The organism is Mycobacterium sp. ABE4_509, assembly GCF_056160785.1.
The window spans coordinates 1-297 of sequence record NZ_JBSWXU010000360.1 but is presented as its reverse complement, the minus strand read 5'-3'; the positions used below and the strand labels follow the sequence as shown (position 1 = coordinate 297).

Here is a 297-nt window from a genome sequence, read left to right as displayed (position 1 = left end):
ACGGGGCCGGTGCCCTCGTCGAGGACGGCGGTGTCCTCGTCGGCGACGGTGGCGACCTGGGCGAGTCGGGAGACGGTCTGTTCGACGAAGATGTCGCGGGGTCGGCAGAGCACTCCGGCGGCCCGGGCGCGGGCGACGACCTGCATGGACAGGATGCTGTCGCCGCCGAGTTCGAAGAACGATTCGTCGGTTCCGACCCGGTCGAGGCCCAGGACCTGGGCGTAGATGTCGGCGAGGATCTCTTCGACGGCGTCGGCCGGTGCGCGGTACTGCTCGACGTGCTGGTATTCCGGGGCC

At 70.4% G+C, this 297-nt stretch carries 1 protein-coding gene; it reads right to left on the bottom strand.

Going from position 1 to position 297, the window contains the following annotated elements:
- The coding region (locus ACXAID_RS28480; RefSeq protein ID WP_475025484.1) for a phosphopantetheine-binding protein at positions 1-297 on the bottom strand (297 nt) is incomplete at both ends.